This window comes from Rahnella sp. R3(2024), from assembly GCF_042920125.1.
Taxonomy (GTDB): Bacteria; Pseudomonadota; Gammaproteobacteria; order Enterobacterales; family Enterobacteriaceae; genus Rahnella; species Rahnella rivi.
On record NZ_JBHGBU010000001.1, the window covers coordinates 3,156,038 to 3,177,452 of the forward strand.

The 21,415-nt window shown below is 45.7% G+C and carries 23 protein-coding genes and 1 other RNA gene; 7 read left to right on the top strand and 17 right to left on the bottom strand.

All coding sequences use genetic code 11. From position 1 onward, the window contains the following. Positions 1-256: 256 nt before the first annotated feature. A complete protein-coding gene (exoX, locus tag ABSH60_RS14155; RefSeq protein ID WP_122096047.1) occupies positions 257-919 on the top strand; it encodes an exodeoxyribonuclease X in 663 nt (220 codons plus the stop codon). A gap of 116 nt (positions 920-1,035) precedes the next feature. On the opposite strand, the gene ABSH60_RS14160 is transcribed toward exoX, so the two are convergent. The 9 genes from ABSH60_RS14160 to ABSH60_RS14200 all read right to left on the bottom strand — a co-directional run bounded on the left by ABSH60_RS14160 (position 1,036) and on the right by ABSH60_RS14200 (position 8,252). Beyond that, a complete protein-coding gene (locus ABSH60_RS14160) occupies positions 1,036-1,566 on the bottom strand; it encodes a rhodanese-like domain-containing protein (protein WP_390974468.1) in 531 nt (176 codons plus the stop codon). Further along, on the bottom strand, positions 1,563-1,880 hold the full coding sequence (locus ABSH60_RS14165) for a metalloregulator ArsR/SmtB family transcription factor (protein WP_183848751.1): 318 nt from the start codon (positions 1,878-1,880) through the stop codon (positions 1,563-1,565). Before ABSH60_RS14165 ends, ABSH60_RS14160 begins: the two co-directional genes overlap by 4 nt. Before the next feature lie 310 nt (positions 1,881-2,190). Next, complete coding sequence (locus tag ABSH60_RS14170; RefSeq protein WP_390974470.1) at positions 2,191-4,014, bottom strand: hypothetical protein; 1,824 nt, start codon at positions 4,012-4,014, stop codon at positions 2,191-2,193. Between the two features lie 272 nt (positions 4,015-4,286). Then, positions 4,287-6,617, bottom strand: a complete 2,331-nt coding sequence (locus ABSH60_RS14175; protein ID WP_390974472.1) for a phage/plasmid primase, P4 family — start codon at positions 6,615-6,617, stop codon at positions 4,287-4,289. A gap of 11 nt (positions 6,618-6,628) precedes the next feature. Continuing rightward, the gene (locus ABSH60_RS14180) at positions 6,629-6,970 is read right to left on the bottom strand and encodes a DUF5375 family protein (protein WP_390974474.1); all 342 of its coding nucleotides are present in this window, start codon (positions 6,968-6,970) and stop codon (positions 6,629-6,631) included. Further along, on the bottom strand, positions 6,967-7,230 hold the full coding sequence (locus ABSH60_RS14185; RefSeq protein ID WP_390974476.1) for a hypothetical protein: 264 nt from the start codon (positions 7,228-7,230) through the stop codon (positions 6,967-6,969). The genes ABSH60_RS14180 and ABSH60_RS14185 overlap by 4 nt, the downstream gene beginning before the upstream one ends. Further along, on the bottom strand, positions 7,227-7,751 hold the full coding sequence (locus ABSH60_RS14190) for a host cell division inhibitor Icd-like protein (protein ID WP_390974478.1): 525 nt from the start codon (positions 7,749-7,751) through the stop codon (positions 7,227-7,229). The genes ABSH60_RS14185 and ABSH60_RS14190 overlap by 4 nt, the downstream gene beginning before the upstream one ends. 13 nt (positions 7,752-7,764) lie before the next feature. Next, the gene (locus ABSH60_RS14195) at positions 7,765-7,995 is read right to left on the bottom strand and encodes a hypothetical protein (RefSeq protein ID WP_390974480.1); all 231 of its coding nucleotides are present in this window, start codon (positions 7,993-7,995) and stop codon (positions 7,765-7,767) included. Further along, a complete protein-coding gene (locus ABSH60_RS14200; RefSeq protein WP_390974482.1) occupies positions 7,992-8,252 on the bottom strand; it encodes an AlpA family phage regulatory protein in 261 nt (86 codons plus the stop codon). The genes ABSH60_RS14195 and ABSH60_RS14200 overlap by 4 nt, the downstream gene beginning before the upstream one ends. Before the next feature lie 567 nt (positions 8,253-8,819). Between ABSH60_RS14200 and ABSH60_RS14205 the strand changes: the two genes are divergently transcribed. Together ABSH60_RS14205 and ABSH60_RS14210 are read left to right on the top strand one after the other, a co-directional pair. Next, positions 8,820-9,605, top strand: coding sequence for a capsid protein (locus ABSH60_RS14205; RefSeq protein WP_390974484.1), 786 nt, complete (start codon positions 8,820-8,822; stop codon positions 9,603-9,605). Positions 9,606-9,614: 9 nt separating this feature from the next. Beyond that, positions 9,615-9,788 (top strand): ogr/Delta-like zinc finger family protein, encoded by a 174-nt coding sequence (locus tag ABSH60_RS14210; RefSeq protein ID WP_390975771.1) that lies wholly within the window; start codon positions 9,615-9,617, stop codon positions 9,786-9,788. Between the two features lie 523 nt (positions 9,789-10,311). Here ABSH60_RS14210 and ABSH60_RS14215 read toward each other — a convergent pair. From ABSH60_RS14215 to smpB, 4 genes are all read right to left on the bottom strand, one after another. Then, on the bottom strand, positions 10,312-12,819 hold the full coding sequence (locus ABSH60_RS14215; protein WP_390974486.1) for an NB-ARC domain-containing protein: 2,508 nt from the start codon (positions 12,817-12,819) through the stop codon (positions 10,312-10,314). 1 nt (position 12,820) lies between these two features. Next, complete coding sequence (locus tag ABSH60_RS14220; protein ID WP_390974488.1) at positions 12,821-14,020, bottom strand: integrase domain-containing protein; 1,200 nt, start codon at positions 14,018-14,020, stop codon at positions 12,821-12,823. A 192-nt stretch (positions 14,021-14,212) separates the two neighbouring features. After that, positions 14,213-14,576, bottom strand: a transfer-messenger RNA (tmRNA) gene (gene ssrA / locus ABSH60_RS14225). Between the two features lie 49 nt (positions 14,577-14,625). Beyond that, positions 14,626-15,108 carry an SsrA-binding protein SmpB gene (gene smpB / locus ABSH60_RS14230; RefSeq protein WP_015698410.1) on the bottom strand — a complete coding sequence of 161 codons (483 nt, stop codon included), beginning with the start codon at positions 15,106-15,108 and terminating at the stop codon, positions 14,626-14,628. A gap of 154 nt (positions 15,109-15,262) precedes the next feature. Between smpB and ABSH60_RS14235 the strand changes: the two genes are divergently transcribed. Next, positions 15,263-15,697 carry a type II toxin-antitoxin system RatA family toxin gene (locus tag ABSH60_RS14235; RefSeq protein WP_056770801.1) on the top strand — a complete coding sequence of 145 codons (435 nt, stop codon included), beginning with the start codon at positions 15,263-15,265 and terminating at the stop codon, positions 15,695-15,697. Continuing rightward, a complete protein-coding gene (locus ABSH60_RS14240) occupies positions 15,690-15,974 on the top strand; it encodes an RnfH family protein (protein ID WP_136374701.1) in 285 nt (94 codons plus the stop codon). The genes ABSH60_RS14235 and ABSH60_RS14240 overlap by 8 nt, the downstream gene beginning before the upstream one ends. Positions 15,975-16,049: 75 nt before the next feature. Here the strand turns inward: ABSH60_RS14240 and bamE are convergent, their stop codons facing one another. The 3 genes from bamE to nadK all read right to left on the bottom strand — a co-directional run bounded on the left by bamE (position 16,050) and on the right by nadK (position 19,143). Continuing rightward, positions 16,050-16,394 carry an outer membrane protein assembly factor BamE gene (gene bamE / locus ABSH60_RS14245; protein ID WP_056770807.1) on the bottom strand — a complete coding sequence of 115 codons (345 nt, stop codon included), beginning with the start codon at positions 16,392-16,394 and terminating at the stop codon, positions 16,050-16,052. 112 nt (positions 16,395-16,506) lie between these two features. Continuing rightward, positions 16,507-18,168, bottom strand: a complete 1,662-nt coding sequence (gene recN / locus ABSH60_RS14250; protein ID WP_162997860.1) for a DNA repair protein RecN — start codon at positions 18,166-18,168, stop codon at positions 16,507-16,509. A 96-nt stretch (positions 18,169-18,264) separates the two neighbouring features. Further along, a complete protein-coding gene (gene nadK / locus ABSH60_RS14255; protein ID WP_056770813.1) occupies positions 18,265-19,143 on the bottom strand; it encodes an NAD(+) kinase in 879 nt (292 codons plus the stop codon). Between the two features lie 137 nt (positions 19,144-19,280). Here nadK and grpE point away from each other — a divergent pair, with 137 nt between their 5' ends. Then, on the top strand, positions 19,281-19,868 hold the full coding sequence (gene grpE / locus ABSH60_RS14260; RefSeq protein ID WP_056770817.1) for a nucleotide exchange factor GrpE: 588 nt from the start codon (positions 19,281-19,283) through the stop codon (positions 19,866-19,868). Between the two features lie 56 nt (positions 19,869-19,924). On the opposite strand, the gene ung is transcribed toward grpE, so the two are convergent. After that, on the bottom strand, positions 19,925-20,611 hold the full coding sequence (gene ung / locus ABSH60_RS14265) for a uracil-DNA glycosylase (protein ID WP_390974491.1): 687 nt from the start codon (positions 20,609-20,611) through the stop codon (positions 19,925-19,927). Positions 20,612-20,951: 340 nt separating this feature from the next. Here ung and grcA point away from each other — a divergent pair, with 340 nt between their 5' ends. Continuing rightward, entirely contained in the window at positions 20,952-21,335 is a 384-nt protein-coding gene (gene grcA, locus ABSH60_RS14270; RefSeq protein WP_056770823.1) for an autonomous glycyl radical cofactor GrcA, read from the top strand. Positions 21,336-21,415: the final 80 nt, after the last annotated feature.

Genomic DNA, 21,415 nt, shown 5'->3' on the forward strand with positions numbered 1-21,415 from the left:
ATCTGGGGAACGGGCAGTTTCAGACGCTGCGTTGAGTATCGAAAACAATGTGAGTCGTTGCAGTAGCAGGCAGATTAATTTGAGAGATAAATTCAGGAAAGGGTGGTCGGCGCGTTGTTTCTGTGCGGTCGTTCCTGGATTTAGCAGTGAACGATGGCCACGGTTTACTTTTCAATGATTCAGCGGTTGGCAGAGTGAGTTCATTCCTTTACGCTTACATTTTTAGTCGGCGTTTGCTGGTCATCTGGAGTGGAATATGTTGCGCGTTATCGATACGGAAACCTGTGGATTGCAAGGTGGTGTGGTTGAAGTTGCTTCTGTCGATATCGTAGATGGACAGATCGTCAATCCGATGAGCGATCTGGTGCGTCCCGACCGTCCTATTAGCTATCAGGCGATGGCAATTCATAAAATAACTGAAGCCATGGTGGCCGATAAACCCTGGATAGAGGACATCATTCCTCGTTACCACGGCAGCCCATATTATGTTGCCCATAACGCCAGCTTTGACCAGCGTATGCTCCCTGAGATGTCAGGTGAATGGATTTGTACTGTCAAACTTGCGCGACGTTTATGGCCCGGCATCAAGTACAGCAACATGGGGTTATACAAATCCCTCAAGCTGCAAGTGGAAACGCCTGCGGAGCTTCATCATCACCGTGCGCTTTTTGACTGCTATATCACGGCGGCGTTATTGATTCGGATTATGGATGAGTCAGGCTGGACACCTGAACAGATGGTGACGATCACCGGGCGTCCTGCGCTGGTGAGCACAATGATGTTCGGTAAGTATCGTGGTAAAAAAATTGAGGAAATCGCGCAAGATGATCCGGCATATTTGCGCTGGATGCTTAATAACATCAAAGAATTAACGCCAGATTTGCGAATGACGCTCAAGCACTATTTAGAAGCACAGTAAATGCTCTGCCAATCTGCTTCTTCCGCAACGAAGGACAGATGTAAAAAGAATTACTGGCAATAACTGCACAGAAAGCCGCACATCTCACGGGCTGCGGCTTTTTAAAAACCCCATACTTATTTTTTAATCTTGTTCCACGGCATGTTGGAAAGCAGGATCGCCATTCCACACCAGCCGCTGATACCCGCAAAAAGAAGGCCCGCACCGATGAATCCGGACAAAAGAAATAAGCTTGTATCGATTGTGTATCCCATCAGGATCCCGATAAGGATAAGCGTTCCGGCTGCGATTTGAACTTGTCGCATGATCGGAAGCGGCTGTTTTTTATCCTCTACGGTTGGAAGATTTGCGCTTTTCCAGGCGTTAATTCCTCCTGAAAGCAACAGTACGGGGACGGGTGCCGCAGCTCTGACAAGTGCCTCGGCATTTTGAGTTGTCCGGGATCCTGCTAAACAGTGAAAAATGACCGGATGTTGTATCGGAAGATTTTTAATGCTTTTTCCCAATACGATGTCAGACAGCGGGAAAGAGTGTGCTCCGGGAACGTGTTCACGCAAAAATTCTGCAGGTTCACGGATATCGATCAATGTGCTGCCATTGTTCATAAGCTCTTGTGCTTCAGATGGACTTACGGTCTTCACGATCATTTCACATCCTCAGGGCAGTAAATGTCCTTTAACGTTGCGATAACTTTTCGAATCGATTCATTTTTGATGAAGTAATTCCTTCTTTGCTCATCTCTGGAACATTCAATCAAATCCTCTTCCTTCATCCTTGCCAGATGCTGGGAGGTCGCGGAAGGACTCAACCCGGTCAGCCTGCTCAGATCGCCCGCAGAAGTGCCTGGCGAGTCAATGAGCATGCAAAGAATCATTAATCGATTGGTGTTACTCATGGACTTAAGAAGTTGCGCCGCCTGAGCCGCGCCTTCTTGCAGAAAACGGATTTCGGTATTTTTCATTTTTTAATTTAGAGTTTACTAATTTAAGTAAATTCTAAATTAGCCGGGGAGATAGATCAATGAAATTTTTTGGGGCGTAAGAGGTACACAAATGCGGTTTGATAACGGGCAATAAAAAAGCCGCAAACCCTTGCGGGCTGCGGCTTTCTTTGCGGTAACGGTCTTATCTGGTAATAACCGAAACCTTGTTTGGTGGGCTGGGGGAAGTTGAGATAAAAAGCTAACTTAATGTTTTAAATGGTTAATTATGAATTCAGGTTTTTGGTGTATACCTAAACGTATACCAATCTTATCATTCAGCTTTGTTTCATTAGGTTATCTTAACCGATTTGCGACTAGTATCATCATGACCGATTATATAAAATTCGGCTCCAGATGCTCTTATTGCTGATTCAGCGCTTACTAAGAGGACGTCTAATTGCTTTTTGATGTTTGATTGGGCGTTTTTAGTGTAGTAACTTTTCATTGTGTGAGGTTGTACAATTATTACTCTAAATTGAATCTTGCTTTCTCGCTCAATTGATTCTATCGCATCTATAAATAAACTATGCTCACTAGTTATATTATCTTTCCAGCAATACTTGGATTCTGCTTTATCGGCACGTTCTTTTAAGTCTGTAGCTAATTTTTTTCTATTAATATATCTAAGGTTTTTAATTGCTTGGTTTAGTACAATGTCGTGCGCTCCGACTGAAATTCTTCTGTCAGTGCTATTAGTATTGGCGGCTTTTATGTGAATTAGAGAAATGTAAGTTTTATCATTGTGTTGATCAATATGTATAAAATCAGCTTTTTCCCCTGCACCATCGTCACAAAAAAGCCAGCCAGTTGGTCTGTCTGTTGTCAGAAAATTTTCACCAGAATCCCAAAGTCCACTCCAATGATGCTTAATCCAGCAAAAGAGTGATTTTTGACAACCTATTTTATCAAGTGCAACGTTACCATCGAGTTCAGGTTTTTCTTTTAATATATCAAAATCCTCAAAATCCGCCCAGATGAATTTATTATAGGAAACATCTCGATATTCTGTTTTGAATGCTCTACTATTAACAATAGCATGGCCAGATTCATACCAGCATTTTATTAGTTCTGGATACTTAAAAACATTGTAGAAATACTCCAGCTCTTTACTCGCGCCTCGTTTAGGGTGTACCTCTATTAATTCAAATTGGATTTCATAATCGTTGACTTTGGGAAGTATGATTATATCTCCAATATTTTCTTTGTATTTTGATACTTCTAGTTTTATTAGTGGGGAGTTAAGAGTGTCCATTATTTTATAAGTGAAATCACTATGAATTTTACGTAGCCTGTCAATTTTGCTCTCGCTCAATCCATGGCTATAAAATTCTGGCTCTAAGAATGACAAGTCATAAATTCCTTGTATTCCTTTCATATCAGCAACAGGTGTGGCTAGAATGCTTATTGGATTTTCAACCTCGTCTTTGTTTTTGTCTATTTTATCTATTATCTCAAGCACTCTGTTTTCAAATGTCTCCCAATCTTTACATGGTCCTCTCCATAAAGAGGATTTGTATGGATTTAGGCCAATTGTTGTCTCTGTCCCTTCAAGTGACGTACGAACTGCTGACATAGTGAAAGATTGGTCTTCAAGAGGGTTTAAAGTCTCGGCGACACTTTCTCCACCTAAAACTTTTGAATCGGCTTTAAAACTTTCTCTGCCATGTATTCCTAGAAGCCATAGCATTTTTATTTTATCTTCATTAATAAAAAGATAATTTAGATGGCTAATATTAATTACTTTTATATCTGGTAATCGCGAAGTGAAAAAATATGTTCTTACCTCATCTTTCATACCTTTTTCAGACATGTAAAAAGCAAATGTATTGTTAAGATTGAAAGTTATGAATATGTGATTCTCAACATCAGTTAAGTTATTCCCTGCGAACCAGCTAGGATTTTTTAAAACTTCATAATGAGAATAATAGATTAAAGATTCACCCGCATCGTCGTGTTTTGTAGGGTGCATTTCTACAATTTGCTCTTTACGGCCCTCTTTCTCAATGATTTCTGCTATGGCTGCATGAATTTCTCCAGCATCAGTAGTTGCTTGGCTTGAACCTAAAAGGATTGAAAGAAAGGGCTTTATTTGCAGCTTATCAATTCCGTCCATAAGAATCTTCCTGCTTTGTTAGTTGATTTTTTTTAATGTAACCTACATAAGGTTAAGTGATCAAACAATGATCAGAATCTAAATCTAGAAATAAAAAAATGATTGTTTGAAAAAGTGTTCACACTGTTCACTTTTTTGATTTAAATGTTATTTTTCAAGTTTTTAGGTGGTGGTTAGATTATCCTTAACTGTCCATAACTAATCACTTTTAAGTGTTCAGTAGGTGTTTCCTATATGAAAAAACCGGCTGGAGCCGGTTTTCATGTGAACGTTTAAGGTGTTTCGCACTTAGGCAGCCAATCCACTTCGCAGTCTTCACTTAAGATCAGATTGGTTTGCACACCCTGATTGGTCTTTTTCTTCAAGAATTCAATTTCATACTCTTTCAGCGTTTGCGGTACAGCCCGACCAAAGGCAGTCAGATTCATTGTTCGTTGATGTCCCCGTGCCTCCATAAATGATAAATAGGCATGGTAAAGATACCTACGTGGATTCGACGGATGAATATTCGCATTACCGATAAAGAGGCCGTTAGGTGAACTGACTGCCAGCAGGTAACCGCAAAAATCCACCAACGGATCAGCACTGCGTTTTATCTCCAGTGCTTCATCGGAATTCTGCTGTGCCTGTAACAGCTCGCGTGCGTCCCTGTGAACGGCAAAGCGTTGCATCAGGTGGCGAACAATGACGGCCAGCTCCTGACCTATTTTCTCTATCAGCTGTGGGTCTCGTTCATTGGCCTGTATCACCTCGGGGAACGTGATGATCACTCGCCTGCGCGATACACCGCCGCTTCGGTCACTGAACTGCATCGGGTTGTTGTTCACCGCAAGGATCACCGCCGGAATATGTGCTGAATAAGCATCACGGTATTTCGGGTCAATCGCTACTGCATCGCCGCCAGTGATCGCTTTAATTCCTGCGCCGTCACCGCTCCATTTCTCCTGGTCGGGTAAGATAATCAGCGAATATCCCACCAGGGAAGCCCGTTCGCGGGAAGACTCCAGCGTTTCGATGCTGGCAGAAGTGGTATTGTCATTCCCTGCAAGCATGCGTGCTATGGCTGCCATGACGCTTTTACCACTGCCGCCTGGTCCTGTCACCTCAAGGAACAATTGCCAGTCATACCGGTTTGCCAGAACCATGAAAAGCGCCGCGAGAATGCGTTCTTGCTTTTCGCTTTGCTGGTTTGCCGCCCGCGTTAGCCATTGCCAGAAGTGAGGAGCATGCTCGGCAAGATTTTCCCCAGGCTTGGCCTGCGAATAATCCACACTGTTGACGGTACGCAACCAGTTATCTTTGCGGTGAGAGCTAAAAATTCCGGTGCGGGTGTCAAAAACGCCATTGCGAAAACCAATTAAGTGACGTGCGGGCTTGCTCATTTCAGGCACCATGAGCTTTAGGGTTTCGATCATGCCGCTAATGAGGGGCGCTGAAAAAGGCGCTTGTGCTTTCTGAAATAGAGCGGCAATTTCACGGCTGAGGATCCTGTGCGGCAATACCTGCCAAGCCCCATTCTCATAGCGGCAAAGATCTTCCCCCACCGGCGGCATAGCCAGACTGTGTTCATAATGGACTATCAGCAGTTCACACTTCTCACTCTGGCTCATGGCCTTGAGATCGGCATCACTGACCGTTTCAAAGGGGCTCTTAGGAGATTGCTGAGTAAAAGCGCGGAGCTGTTCTAGCGCTTTGTCACGACCTTGCTGCATATATACATCGTTCCAGTCACCGGCGATTAAGGGGAGCGCAACCTTCCCACTGACCAGATTTGCGGCTTCTTTCGCTTTCTTCTGTCCTGTGCCGTTCTCATCATTATCTGCCGCCATAATCAGCACGGCATCAGGGTATTTCTCCCGAAGGCACACAGCCAGATGAGGGAAGTTATTGGCACTCAGTGCCACATACACGGTTTCGCCCGTCAGCGCATGTATTGTCATACCGGTTGCATAACCTTCTGCCACCCAGATAACGGCGTTGTCTTTCCCTTCAAAATGATGAGCGGTGCCGGTAACCTGTCCACCCGCAAGCATGCGTTTAGCTCCCGATCCGTTAATGAGCTGGGCGTTGACCAGGTTGCCTGACAAATCATAAAGCGGAATGACCAGGTCACCCGCCGCGAAATCTACGCCGCCCACGCGCAGGCCGTTGCCCTGTAAGGTCAGTGCCTCCTTATCCGCCCAGCCTTTTTTCTCCAGATAGGCACTGCCTGCCGCTTTGCGGGCGGCATTCTCCAACATTTTCGCCTGCACGGCTGCCTTCTGGCGGGCATCGTCTTTTTGCTGCTGTACTGCGGCCTCGTCGTGATGAACCGCAAGAGGCTGAGTCTCTCCCAGAATTTCAGCCACCTTCACGGCGGCCTCTTTCGTGGTGATATCCAGCGTTTTCGCAACCAGATTTAATCCGTCACCGGCACCGCAGTGGTTACATATCCAGGTTCCTCTTCCTGCCTGATTATCGAAGCGAAAGCGGTCTTTCCCCCCGCAAACGGGGCAGGCTGAATGATGCCCGTGAGGGGGAACGTTTATACCCAGCGCGGGCAGAAGCTGAGGCCAGCGCCCTGTCGCGGCGCTCACGGTGTTTTTTACAATCATTTGTGTCATATGCGCCTCTGTCAGTGCAGCGTGGTTTCAGGAGTGGTGTGAAGAAAAGGCCGGAACAGTTCATCCATCATGGATTCTCCCAGCGGTGTCAGGCGGGGCTTTGCCACCAGAATATCGGGCTGCACCATGTCGCGGAGCATTGCGCAGGCGATGTCCATACCCAGCTTTGTACCGTGCTGACGGACGTAGTAGCTTTCGACTTCCTTCGCGATGGTCATTTGCAATTCATCAAGCGTGTAGCCGGTTTCAACGCCATAGGCGGTACAGGCGTCGAGGTAGGCCTGTGCCAGGGCGCGCCGGTAGAGGGCGGTGAGCACTTCAACCGGCAGGCAGGATTGCTGAGTCATATTCATTCGTAGACATCCTCCATTTGCGTTTTTATGACGGTTTCGCAGGTATCTACTACTTTGCCGAGCTGATCTGTGAGCATTGCAACCACAGAGGCCATGGAATTCAGCTGATCCCCGCTGGGCACGTGCCCTAATGAGTCCTGCGTATCAAGCATGTCGAGGAACAATATGCCGACGTTGTGCGCATGTTGCAGGCGCAGGAAATCAGCATGCGGGATAGGATAATGGGTGTTGGGGAAATAGAAGGAAGCGAGCTTGTTCATGCGGCCTCCTGAGCGGGCAGGCGACCGGCAAAGCACAGCACATAGTCACGGGCAAACTGGCGACGGGCAGAATGTTCATTGTCGGCGGCGTAACGAAGCATACAAACCGGCGCTTTAGGTTCAGCACGGCGCACGGCGGCGAACAGGAACGTAAATTTAGGATGTGGGGTGGTGAGGGTTGTAGCCATGGTGGCAGCCTCCAATAAGTATTGGTTATTGCTACCACCGAAGTTTCCACGCTTATGGGTGGTAGCCCAGACGGGGGTGGAAATACCGGCCTTATTGGAAACCGGCCTGACCGAGGTCAGCCCCACCTGAGCCACCATTGCTTGATAAGCACAGCGGTTAAGTAACCACTGAGCAAATAACAGGTGCGCTAAGGCATCGACATAAAAAAACACGCCAGGCGCGTGTTGTGTCGCCAATAAGTAACTCGGGTTTCCACGCCCGGCTGCCGATTTTGCGGCAGCACAAAAACTATAGAGCAGGGGCTCGCCAGAGAAAAGCCTTTTTTGAAGCATTGGCCGTTTCTCCTTAGCAATCGGTCAGGACTTGATCGGACTGCTGCGGATTTGATCGGAAGTGTGAATCATCCCCTGAACTAACGTTTTCGGCTGTTACGGATAACACGCCCAGGGTAATGCTGGTAAATGCAGGCAAGGAATTTTTTCTGCCGCAGGCGGCAGCCATCAGGCCTTCAGCCAGATAGGCCGCCTCTTGTATATTGAGCTGGATATTATGATGACCGACAGACAGAGAAATCATTGCATGGTCTCCTGAGCGCGTGCGGCGATGCGGTCATTCATCCAGCCCTCTATTTCGGAAGCCAGCCAGGCCACGTTCTTGCCGCCGAGAGAAATCTGGGCGGGAAATTGCTGACGACTGATTAAGTCGTAAAGGGTGGAGCGGGAGAGGCCGGTAGTGTGGATCACTTCCGGCAGTCGCATAAAGCGATCGCGCGGGTACGCCGGTGGCATCACAGGGGCAGAGGAAGGGGACGTATTTTGAGCGGCGGAGAGCATGGTGCTACCTCATATTTGTATCCGGCTGGACACGTCCAGTACCGGCTGTTTCGTTAAGGAGCCCCCTATTGTGAGAATATTTTTGCTTTTAGCAACAAGTGGTTGCCGCCAAAAACTTTGAAGGAGAGTGCATGATTTTTATCTGGTGACACCCGACGAAATGCCAATTAATGCCAATTAGTGCCAACTAATGCCATTGCTGCTTGATGGGTTATTTAATGAATACATAGAAAGCCATTCTAACGATTGAAATGAAATTATTAATAGGTATAAACATCCATTTATTTTGGGCTAGCCAGAAAAAGGCGTTTGAAGACAGTGAATAGTAGTGAACAGTGAGTGAATACCTTTAGGTAAGGTGTTCACTGATTAACTTAATGATTTAATGAAATTTTATTTTAGAGTGAACAGTGGTGAATAGTATTTATAGAAATATAAACCCTCTCCACTTTCCTGGCTTACGTTTCACTCCGTTGTACCAGCGCTGAGCAAACGCTATCAGATAGAAATGTTGTGCCAGCCTCCCCACAATATCCTCACATTGACAACACATTGCTGAGGTATGCCATGAAACCCGATTCAACCAAAATCGTCGAAGCCGTTATCCAGGACTTTCTTCAGGTCAAAGCCGGTCACAACGAAAAACCATCATCAGGAAACGCGGAAGGTGCTATCCAACACTTTGAGCAGGCCAAAGTGGCGTTTGCGGAGAAAAAGCAGGCACTTGATGAAATTGAAAGTTCGATTGCGCGATGCGCCCAGGAAAAAGAAACGGCGAACAGCGAAATCAAAGAGAACGAAGAGAGCTGGCGTTCGCGTTTTCGCAAGTCACGCGGGGTTATGACTGACGAACTCAAGAACGCGCACAGTCAGCGGGCTATTCAGCAGGGATTAGTTAAAGAGTTCGATGACCTGATTGAAGAATTGAATGTCGAGAAACAGTCGGCGATGTTGCATTGTGCTAATGCTGGTGGAGCGTTGATTAGCGCCCACCGCAGAGCACTGAATGCCTATGCTGATACACAGTGGCGTATGGCCATCAACCATCTCAGTCCGGCGCTTGTGCGTGCTGTAAAACTTAAACTTCTGGCGTTATCCACCGTAAGTTATCAGGAAACACAATCCGGTCATTATGTAGAGCCCGCCAAAATTATCAGCGTTGAAATTGGCAACGCGTTAGTCGGTGCGGCACACATCGGTCAGTTCAACATGGATGCAGAACCTATGTTGGAGAAAATCGGGATGCATTCTCCTGCGCTGCCTGGTGTCGATATGAAGCTATTGCAAAGCCCGATAAAAAGGCAATTACTGGCACAAAAACTCTCCAAGAGAGTCGATTCAAACAAGGAGTAACAGCAAATGATGCGCTGCCCGCTTTGCAGCTCTGTTTCTCACATTCGCACAAGCCGTTATATCACCGAACAGACAAAGGAGTCTTATTATCAGTGCACCAGGTTGGCATGCTCATGTGCATTTAAAACAAATGAAAGTGTCAGTAAAATCGTTAAAAGAGAAAGTCTAAAGCAGAAAATATAAATTTCGGCTTGTCTCAACCCCCCAAAAAATAATCTCAAATGCCGCTTAGAAATAAGACGGCATTTTTCGTTAATTCGGTGCAAAGCCGTCCCTCCTGACAGTTTTTTCTCTGGCTAGCCCGTCCTTGTGAGCTCTGCATGCATAGGATGCATGGTTTTGCATGCAATCTGGAATGCTCTAAATGGCTCAAAACCCTTGCTATACTGGCTTTCAGAGACTTTTCTTCATGCATCAAAACCAGTGAGCTAAGTCAGCAGCGGGCAGGCGGGGATAATTGCGCGCGCAGGTGTTTAATGGGGTTAATGTTTAACTAAAAGTAGAAGGGATTGGAGTGGGAGTATTGCGTGCAGACAAGTAAAAAGTGTTTATAACACCCATCAAATTGTTAAAGTATTATACCTTCATGCTTTTTGAATAAATGTCCCGGTCTTGAAGTGTTTATATTAATCTTTTTTATAGGCTAGATTGTTAGCGCGAAAGTTTAATAAAAATAAACAGACGCGCCATTCGAACTTCTATTGATTCACTCATTAATCTCGAAAGATAAATCTTTCAAGGATGCATTGGGTTTTCTAAGTGATTTTATAGATTTGTTAAATCTATCTTTTAGTTTTATGACTTGCAACTTAGCTCTTTGTGTTTTAGCTTCACTTTCAGCCTCAAGAATGCACCTGTGAGCATTTTTGAATATAAATGCCCTGATGTCGCCATGATCTACTAATTCCATCATGAAGTTATAAGACTGAACCCAGCTAATTGACATGTCATTTTCTAAATTCTTCCAAATAAGATTGTGTATCTCATTTGATTCTGATTTGTGCTCGTCTTTATTTTTATTTTGTGGGTCTTTTATAGCTTTTGATAAATAGATGCTTGCATCAGTTAAATCAGTTATTTTATCAACGCCAGTGCGAAGTGATGACCGAAAAACTAAACTTTTAGCTAAATAATAAGACCATTTGTATATTTTGAATTTATCTATACTTAGAGCGATTTTTGAAACCTCAATTTCACCAGCTGTTGATCCTAAGATATTTTCACAGTTATACCAAAAATCAAAAAGCATTTCTTTATCTTGACCATTATCGTAGGCGCTTCTTAATATTTTTCTTGCCTCTTCATAATCTGGTTTCCTCGATTGAATAATGCATCTAGCATGTGCTAGTAATAAGTCAGAGTTCTGAGGTTGCCTTTGCAGTTCTGTGGTAATAGTTTTTATCGCTTCGGGTTCTCTATCTTCTTTCATAAGTGCGATTGCTTGGCTAATTGCTAATCCAATACGTTTAGTATTCCCTTTCTTACCAGTAGTATTTAGACCAAGTCTTGATTTTTGAATATTTGATTTTAGTTTGGCATGGTCAGTTGCTAGTTTTTCTTGAATTCCTTTTATAATTAATTTTGTTGTTGTTGAAATGGAAAATCTATCTTCATTGTCAATGAATTTTGGTGCATTCACGAGAAACAAAGAATGAAGTTCCATAAGTACATCATTTAATCTTAACTTGCCAAATCCACATGCTTGCTGTAATTCAGTTTTAGAACAGCTATCAAAGTAGAAGATGCATAATATAACTCTCTTGGAATCAAAACTTAACCCCATTATTTCTCTTTGTAAGGCTGCGCTTCGTGCATCTTCACCAGCCTGTCCTTTCCATTCAGTAACGGCGGAATCAAAACTATCTCCAAGCCTACACAGTCTAAGAATAGATTGAGTTAGTAAAGGTGAACCATCAGTAGCGGAATATATGTTTTGTGCTTGTCTATTTGTAGGTTTTTGGAGATTGTATTTTATAACATTTGAATCCAAAAACTCTTCATAATCATCTTTTTCAAGGCCTCGAATTTCAATGCATGAATCGTCTGAGTAAGAAAATCTGTTGCGTGTTGTGATCAAAAATCGAATGTTATTTTGACCGAACTGTCTGCAAGCATCAACAATTTGTAATTGTTCTTTTTGCTCAAGAGAGTCAACGTTATCGACTATTATCAGGCTGGGGAATATTGGTAAAGCACTTCTAAGTTTTATTTTTATATTCTGAATCGAAGTTGATTCGAGCTCATCTGTATCAAGTGCACAATACTCTGCAAGAGCTAATAAAAAGCTATTATAATCTGAAAAATCCACTTGCCTTAATTCGTAAAAGCTATCATCTATACCAGAGAATTGTTTATCCTTGGCACTTAACCATACTATTCGTTCAAAACCAATAGGTGTTGATTCTAAGAAGTCTTGGCAAAATCTATAAGCGATGGATGTTTTACCTTTGCCACCATCACCAGCTAGTATTTTTGTGTATTCAAATGGATCGGATAACCATTCCCATAGTTGGGAAAGAGTATCCTTTCTTCCGACGAAGTCTGAGAAAATCATTTTTTTGTCTGGGAGGTTATGATCTATAGTTATATTTATTTGCTTGGTTTTTAATAGAGTTAGTTCCCTACTAGAGAACAAAAACTGCCAATCCTCAGAGTATACTGCTTTTTTACATTCATCGAGTTTTCTAAAATAAACATCATTCTCATTAAAAATTAATTTTTTATCCGGTGTGGATTGATTGTTCTTTGAATTTTTTATCATTTTAGCTGGAGATCTATCCTCTTTATCCCTTTTAGGAATATGGATGACTCCAATATTGAACTCATTACTTCCAATTGAAATTGTTGTTTCAGTATAAGAAAAATCAACAGTTTTATCCAGATAGTTACTCAATAGGCTCCGTATCTGTGCAATGTTTATTTTCTCCAAATCAATCGAGACAGGTATGAATTTTTTATCTTTTACTATCTCTTGGACTCCATAGATAAGGTATCCCCCATGGCTATTGTAAAAGCTACTTATCTGCTTTATCACTTTTGAGAGAGATGCATCATCATTTTCAAGTTCATATTTATAGTCCCACAAAGCAGACTCTTTACTGACAAATTGATTGCCTAAAAATAGTAATGACATTATCTCAGGAGCTGAGGCGCCTTTCTTGATACATTCATATATACTACTTTTAATTTCGCTAATGCTATATTCCGTATTCATTTCAGCTCATTTTATAATTTTTAATTAATAATGCCCACCAATCCATCAACTCTTTACGTTGCTCTAGATAAACTGAGCGATTGTAGGCTCGTCTTACTTCGTTTCTATCATAATGGGCTAGGGATGCTTCAATTACATCAGCATTTAAACCAGCTTCATTCATTGCTGTACTAGCAATAGAACGTAGACCATGTGCGACTAATTTTCCACCATAACCAATACGTTTCAAAGCGGCATTTGCCGTTTGGCTATTCATTGGCTTGCGCGGATCATTACGGCTAGGGAATACGTACTGATGATTGCCACTGATTGGGCGCATGATTTCCAGCAGCTCTAAAGCTTGTTCTGATAAGGGAACGATATGCTCGCGCTTTGCCTTCATCCGTTCTGCCGGAATACACCACTGCTTGTTCTCTATATCGATCTCTGCCCAAGCTGTTGCTGAAGCTTCAGCGGGGCGTATGAGCGTCAGTAACTGCCACTCAAGCAGACAGCGAGTTGGTACTGATAAATTACTCATAGCTATTGTGCGCATTAGCTTGGGCAGTTCTTCAGGCCGTATGGTCGGCATATGCTGCTTCTTCGGGCGCTCGAAAGCATTACCAATACCTGAAGCTGGGTTTGCCTCAATCAGTCCAACATTCACCGCATAAATCATTATCTCGTTGATGCGCTGAACCAACCGCCTGACCGTCTCTAATGCTCCGCGTGCTTTGATTGGTTCCAACACTTGGATCAAAGTGCGTGCTTTCAGCTCCTGAACAGGAACATATTCAATACTTGGCAGGATGTCTTTCTCAATGGAACGCCAGATATCTTTAGCGTGGTCTGCGCTAACGTGACTTTGCTTCAGCTCGAACCACTTACGGGCAACATTTACGAAAATGCTTTCCTGAGCGATTTGCAGCTTCTCAGCTTCTTCCCCAGCTCTTGCTTGTGGATCAATTCCTTTGACTAACATCGCAAGCTTTTCTGCACGCACTTCTCTGGCATCAGCAAGTGAAAGGGCAGGATAAGCGCCGAGGCTAATCATTGTGCGTTTTGAAGTGCCAGGCACCTGATAGCGAAAGCGCCAAATTTTCTTACCGGTGGTTTTGACCAGGAGAAAGAGTCCGTCACCGTCATGCAAGGTGAGGTCTTTATCGGTGGCTTTGGCTTTTTGTACTTCGGTGTGGGTGAGGGGGCGTGTAGTCCGCGCCATGCAAGGATCTTCCCTAATTGGTATACGTTTATTGGTATATATCTTAGCGTATACCAATTCGTATACCAATAGACGCCGGTTTCGGGCGGATCTTCTCGGACTTCTACAGACACAAAAAAGCCCGCAAACCTAGAAGGGATGCGGGCTTTCAGGACTTCTCCGGACTTATCTGGTAATACCCGGATCATTATTTGGTGGAGCTGGGGGGATTTGAACCCCCGTCCAGAATTACTACACCGTCGGCACTACATGCTTAGTCCAATCTTTACATTCGCCGGTTAGCTGCGGATGGACACGCCACTAACAAACTATCCTGATTGGGTTTAACGCTTTCACCCCAGGCAAGGTGTCCACGCGATCTCTTTTGGGTTTGACCTCTCTTGATCCCCGTCCTAAGAGCGGAGGCTAGGGAGAGAGGGCTCTAAGCAGGGTATTAAGCTGCTAGGGCGTAGTTTTCGTCGTTTGCGACTATTTTTTTGCGGCTTTTTACGAGGCCAACCGCCCCTCGGCATGCTCCTTGGGCTTCGCAAATCCTGTCGAATCCAGAATCAGCCCCAAGTACTATTTCGCAGTATACCAGCAAAACACCAAGCTAAGCCAGAGACTTAGCGATTTGCGTGCTTCATGATACGTGCTTTGTCTACTTTCCACTCACGATCTTTAATGTCATCGCGCTTGTCGTGCTCTTTCTTACCTTTAGCCAGACCGATTTTCACTTTCGACCAGGCATTTTTCCAGTACATGGAAAGTGCGACGACGGTGTAGCCATCGCGACTGACTTTACCGAACAGCGTTTCAAGTTCACGTTTGTTCAGCAGTAATTTTCTTGTACGTGTAGGGTCGCAGACGATATGACTCGACGCCACATTAAGAGGTTGAATGGTTGCGCCAAACAAAAAGGCTTCACCGTCGCGGAATGTGACGTAGCTGTCAGTGATGTTTGCCTTACCAGCGCGCATCGATTTGACTTCCCATCCCTGCAAAGCAAGCCCCGCCTCGAATTCATCTTCGATGATATATTCATGGCGAGCGCGTTTGTTCATCGCGATAGTCGCGGAACCGGGTTTATGTGCTTTTTTCTTTGTCATAGTGATACTTATTATACTGTAAGCGTTGCCGAATGAAATCCCCACGCGTCTGAGACTGTGGTTTTTCCTGTTTTGGCTCACTGTGCTTCGTAGTTTTTATTACCGGGCGGATAAATGGTATTATCTGTACGTTTTATGACACCTGGAAAATGATATGCCACAGATAAGTCGTTCTGCGCTTGTGCCGTTTAGCGTGGAGCAGATGTACACGTTAGTGAATGATGTTGATGCTTACCCGCAGTTTCTGCCGGGTTGCACTGGTAGCCGTATTTTGGATAACAGTGATACGTCGATGACCGCCGCTGTTGACGTCTCGAAGGCGGGTATCAGCAAAACCTTTACGACGAAGAATACGTTAATCAGTAATAAGCGTATTGATATGCAACTGGTTGATGGTCCATTTCGTAAGCTTACCGGGGGCTGGGATTTTATCGAGCTTAGCCCGGAAGCCTGTAAAGTGCAGCTCAGCCTTGATTTTGAGTTTACGAATAAACTGATCGAATTAGCATTCGGTAAAATCTTTAAGGAACTTGCTGGCAGTATGGTTCAGGCATTCACCCTGAGGGCAAAAGAGGTCTACAGTGTCTGAGATCCGTGTTGAAGTGGTGTACGCGTTACCGGAGCGTCAGTATCTGAGAACCGTTAAGCTGGAAGAGGGGTGTAATGTTGAACATGCGCTGCAGGCCTCGGGCTTACTTGAATTACGCAAAGATATAGACCTGAAAAAGAACAAATTCGGTATCTACAGTCGCCCGGTGAAACTGACGGATATCGTCAATGATGGCGACCGTATCGAAATTTACAGGCCGCTGATTGCTGACCCGAAAGAGTTACGGCGCATTCGCGCAGAACGCTCCAAAAAATAAGGCGCCTCAGGCGCCTTATTTTTTTACCCTGAAAGATGATGTTTGGTGATTACCAACGACCATCACACCGGGCGATTATTTTTGGTCGGACAATGTCGGTTTGTTATCGATATTAGTCAGCGTGCCTGATGCGTTAAAGGTCAGAGTCAGGGTTTGCTGAGTGACGCCTTCATGGCCCGGTTCCTGACGGAACACGTAGAACCAGACATCGCTGCCAAACGGGTCGTGCAGCATCGGTGTGCCAAGAACATAAGCCACCTGCTGCTTAGTCATACCGGTGTGAATTTTTTGAACATCAGCAGGAGACAGGTAATTCCCCTGGTTAATGTCAGGCCGATAAACCACCTTTTCCAGAGTGGAACAGCCCGCAGTAAGCATTACAAGAGCTACAGCGGCGGCAGTTAGCGTTTTACAGCGCATAGTCATTACATTCCTTTAGGGCATAAGATGCCGATGATAATAGACCTTTCATCAGTTTGAAACCTTTGCGGGGCACCTGTATGACCGCTGAACTGTAAAAAAGTTGAGCTTTTTACGCTGCGAGCAACTCTTTTGCATTAGCCAGGGTGTTTCGGGTGACTTCACTTCCGCCCAGAAGACGCGCCAGTTCCTGCAAACGCGCCTTTTTATCCAGGCGATTCATTTGCGTTTCTGTCACTTCGCCGTCGGTTTCTTTGCTAACAAAATAATGCTGATGACCACAACCTGCAACCTGCGGTAAGTGCGTCACGCACATCACCTGTGTTGATTCACCTAACTGACGCAGTAAGCGACCTACAATGGCAGCCGTAGGACCACTGATACCCACATCTACTTCATCAAAAATCAATGCCGGCGTTTCCATTTTTTGCGCGGTGATCACCTGAATAGCCAGCGCGATACGTGAAAGCTCGCCGCCGGATGCCACTTTGGCTAAAGCCTGCAATGGCTGACCCGGATTGGTAGTGACCTGGAACTCAAGGCGATCAGCACCTTCCATATTTAAATGCTCAGGCTCGAACTGGACCTGAATTTTAAATTTACCGTGCGGCATGGACAATGCCTGCATGCTTTGCGTGATCAGGTGCGTTAACTCATCAGCAAAATACTGACGTTTTTCGTGCAACTGCCCGGCAATCGCGATGGCCTGCTGATAATGATGTTGGACAGCCTCACTCAGTTCTGCCTGATTGGTTTCCTGATCATCAAGCGCCTGCTGTTCTTCGAGTAACTGGCGGTGATGCTCGGGTAACTCCTCTGGGCGGACATGATGTTTGCGCGCTAAATTCATCTGGCGGGATAAGCGCTGTTCAAGTTCAAACAAGCGGTTTGGATCCATATCCAGACGTTCACTGTAGTGGCGAAGTTCGTCGCTGGCCTCGCTGATTTGAATCGAGGCATCATCCAGCATGACGATCAGCTCATTCATTTTGCTGTCGAGCTCGGCCAGTTCGGCGAGTTGATGACGAGCGGTGTAAAGCAGGCTGACAATATTCTGGTCTTCGCCATCCGCCAGTAAGTACAGCGCACTCTGACTGAGTGAGAGAAGCTGCCCACTGTTTGCCAGGCGTTTGTACTCTTCATCGATTTGCTCGTATTCACCCGCTTGTGGTGAGAACTCATTGAGCTCTTTCAGCTGATATTGTAATAACTGACGGCGGGATTCACGTTCGTTGATTTGTTGCTGATACAGCGCCAGCTGGCGGCAACTCTGATGCCAGTTGTGATATGCCTGACGCATTTCAGCCAATAGCAAAGGTTGATCGGCGTAGGCGTCCAGCAGATGTTTTTGATGCTCGGGTTTGAGCAGAAGCTGATGAGCATGCTGGCCATGGATTTGAATCAGGTGCTGACCCAGCTCACGCAACTGTGACAGGGGCACCGGTGTACCATTGATAAAACCACGCGAGCGTCCGTCATTACTGATTGTACGGCGCAGCAGGCAATCATGCCCTTCATCAAGCTGATTTTCTGCCAGCCAGACTTTAGCGGAAGGGGTGTCGGCAAGGGTAAAGCGCGCGCAGATATCTGCGCGGCTTGCGCCAAGGCGTACCATACTGCCGTCGGCGCGATTCCCCAGACAAAGTCCGAGCGCGTCAATAGCAATGGACTTACCAGCACCGGTTTCCCCGGTGATTGCCGTCATCCCTGCATGAAAATCGATTTCTAACTCACGGACAATAGCAAAGTTACTGATAGTTAATTGCGCCAGCATGATCACCTTCCTGTACATAACAACAGACCTGTAATTACATACAGTATAAACTGGTTTTATATACAGTAAAGGGGCTGGCGAATTATTTTTTAGGGATCAGAACAATTTTTTCGACCATCCGAGTTTAGTGCTCAATGTATTGAAATAGCTATAATCTTTCGGATGAATCAGGTTTAAATGGAACTCACTGCGGCGGATCACCACTTCTTCGCCTGGTTGAATTGGCAACGCGATTTGGCTGTCACAACTGATTTCCAGGTCGGTGCTCATGTGCGAGAAGCGCAGGCAAATCGTGCTGTTGCTGTTGATCACCAGCGGTCGGGCTGAGAGCGTATGCGGGAACATGGGCACCAGCGCTATCGCTTCGAGAGTCGGGGTCAGGATTGGCCCGCCGCCGGACAGCGAATACGCGGTCGAACCGGTCGGTGTTGAAATAATCAGCCCGTCCGAACGTTGTGAAAACGCGAATTTGTCGTCGATATAGACTTCAAATTCAATCATGTGTGCGACTTTTCCGGGGTGCAGAACCACTTCGTTGATGGCCGTGCTCACACGACATTGCTGATCTTTGCAGCGCACCATCGCTTCGAGCAGGAAGCGTTGCTCGCTGATATATTCGCCCTGCAGAACGTCATCCAGTTGCTGTAACGCGTTATCGGGATCCAGATCGGTCAAAAATCCCAGATTGCCGCGGTTGATGCCGATAACTTTGATGTCGTAACGCGCCAGCACGCGGGCTGCGCCCAGCATATTGCCGTCGCCGCCCACCACCACGGCCAGATCTGCTAATTTGCCGATTTCTGCCAGACTACCGGTTTGTGCGCCTTCAAGAGCTAAATCTTGCGCCACCTGCCGCTCGACAATCACCTGATAATTTTTTGAAATTAGCCAGTGATAGAGCATTTCGTGGGTGGCAAGTGCGGAAGGATGGCGAGGGTGTCCGACGATCCCAATGCACTTAAATTTTTTATTCATCGCTGTGGTTATCCTCAGCAGGGTGTGATGACTCCTGCATTATGACCGGTTTCATTCAAAACCAAACCTTGAAACCCCGGTTTTGATCCCCATAATAAGCCAACTAGCAAGATTAATGCTAAAACGCGGAGATATTCATGAGTAGTAAAGAACATAAGACACCTGACGAGCAAGTCTCTGAAGAACTGAATCAGGAACAAGAGCTGCATGCGGAAGCGGAAACTCAGGCGGCAGATGTCGTTGACCCGCGCGATGAACGCATTGCTGAATTAGAAGCACAGCTGAAAGAAGTCCAGCAGCGTGAGCGTGACAGCCTGCTGCGTGCTAAAGCGGAAGTGGAAAACGTCCGTCGCCGCACCGAGCTGGATATTGAGAAAGCACATAAATTCGCCCTGGAAAAATTTTCCGGCGAATTGCTGCCAGTGATTGATAACCTGGAACGTGCGATCGATTTGGCTGATAAATCTAACCCTGAGCTGACCGGTCTGATTGAGGGGGTAGAACTGACCCTGAAATCAATGCTGGATGCGGTTCGTAAGTTCGGTATGGAAGTGGTGGGTGATATTCACGTGCCATTCAACCCTGAACTGCACCAGGCGATGACGATGATGGAATCCGAAGAGCTGGAACCTAATCACGTTATCATGGTGATGCAGAAGGGTTATACGCTGAATGGGCGTCTGTTACGTCCTGCGATGGTTGCGGTGTCTAAAGCCAAAGCCTGATTCTGTTTTCAACAGACTGATTTAATGAGAGAGGCACCTTTGCGGGTGCCTCTTTTTTATGCCTGATCGGGTAATACCGGCGTCCAGTTAATCGGCGCGAGGTCTTGTTGTTCGAGTAAAGCATTTGCCTGTGAAAAATGCCTACATCCCAGAAACCCCCGGTGTGCAGAAAGTGGGGAAGGGTGTGGCGCTTTCAACACATGATGACGGTTTCGGTCGATAATATTGCCCTTCTTCTGCGCGTGAGAACCCCAGAGTAAAAAGACAATCCCTTCGCGATTTTCATTCAGCGCCGCAATGACCCGATCGGTGAACGTTTCCCAACCCAGCTTGGCATGTGAATGTGCCTGTCCGCCTTCCACGGTTAATACCGTGTTGAGCAGCAGCACGCCCTGATCGGCCCAGCTCTGTAAGTAGCCGTGACCAGGGCGCTCAAACCCCGGAATATCGGTCACCAGCTCTTTATACATATTCACCAGCGAAGGAGGAGCAGGAATGCCGGGACGCACTGAAAATGACAGTCCATGAGCCTGATTCGGACCGTGGTAAGGATCCTGCCCGAGAATGACGACTTTCACATCCGCCAGTTCCGCTGAACGGAATGCATTAAACACATCCTGTTGCGGTGGATAAATGGTCTTGCCCGCAGCCCGTTCCGCTGCGACAAACTTCAATGTATCAATGAAGTAAGGTTTTTCTTTTTCCTGACCAATCACGTCATGCCAGGTGAGAGTGGTGGACATTGACGCTCTCCTTTTTAAGGTTATTTTGATGGGCGTAGCTTACCTGCTCGTTCATCACAGTGAAACCCGCACCTCCCTTTACCCATAGTTATCTGCGGCTTGAGGATTTGTATGCAAATTTTATTGATAATTTACAAAAATAATTTAAGCGAAAGGCTTGGAAAAATTGATGTAAAACATAAATATGCCGTGATGAGGAAATGACCACACTGAAAAGATTGATATTAGTCAAAGATTGCGGGGTGTAGTGCTGTTATATCTGAGAGCAGGAACAACAGGTTGCTGTAAGAATCTGATACCCATCAATTAACAGTATCGTAGCCAATTATGGAGGCAATATATGATCACCGGGATCCAAATTACCAAAACCAACAACGAAGCACTGAAAAACTCTTTCTGGTTGCTGGATGATGAAAAAGCGGAAGCTCGCTGCGTATGTGCGAAAGCAGGTTATGCGGAAGACCAGATCGTGGCTGTAAGCGAACTGGGCCAGTTTGAATACCGTGAAGTGCCAATGGAAATTCAACCGACTGTACGCGTGGAAGGGGGGCAACACCTGAACGTAAACGTACTGCGTCGCGAGACTCTGGAAGATGCTGTGAAGCATCCTGAAAAATACCCACAGCTGACTATCCGCGTTTCCGGCTATGCGGTACGTTTCAACTCACTGACTGCAGAACAGCAGCGTGACGTTATCACCCGTACCTTCACAGAAAGCCTGTAATTAAAGAGTTTTCCGGGTGTGATGCCCATAAAAAAACCGCCTGAAAAGGCGGTTTTTTTTCATCAGTATCAGTTAATTAA